This window comes from Kytococcus schroeteri (genome assembly GCF_002847825.1).
Classification (GTDB): domain Bacteria; phylum Actinomycetota; class Actinomycetes; order Actinomycetales; family Dermatophilaceae; genus Kytococcus; species Kytococcus schroeteri.
In genome coordinates, this window is record NZ_PKIZ01000150.1 from 1 (window position 1) to 309 (window position 309).

At 65.7% G+C, this 309-nt stretch carries 1 pseudogene; it reads right to left on the reverse strand.

Annotated elements, in window-relative coordinates:
* Positions 1-309 (reverse strand): annotated as a pseudogene (locus tag CYJ76_RS11940) (Holliday junction branch migration DNA helicase RuvB); the annotation flags it as partial.

The following is a 309-nucleotide window of genomic DNA, read 5'->3' on the forward strand; positions in this document are numbered from 1 at the left end:
CGATCCAGCCCAGATTCGTCGACGTCGAAAACCAGCAGCGCGGCACGCGCCACCTCGACGGTGATCTTTCCGTCGGCATTCACATCCGCGAAGTCGCGCACTCGGCGCAACAGTCGGTTGGCGATACGCGGGGTTCCGCGGGAACGGGAGGCAATCTCCGCTGCGGCGTCACCAGTAATGTCAACTCCCAAGATGCCTGCAGCACGCGTGACGACCCGGGTCAGGTCGGCGATGTCGTAGAACTCCATCTGGGCGGTGAAGCCAAAGCGGTCGCGCAGCGGGCCGGTCAGCATGCCCGCGCGGGTGGTG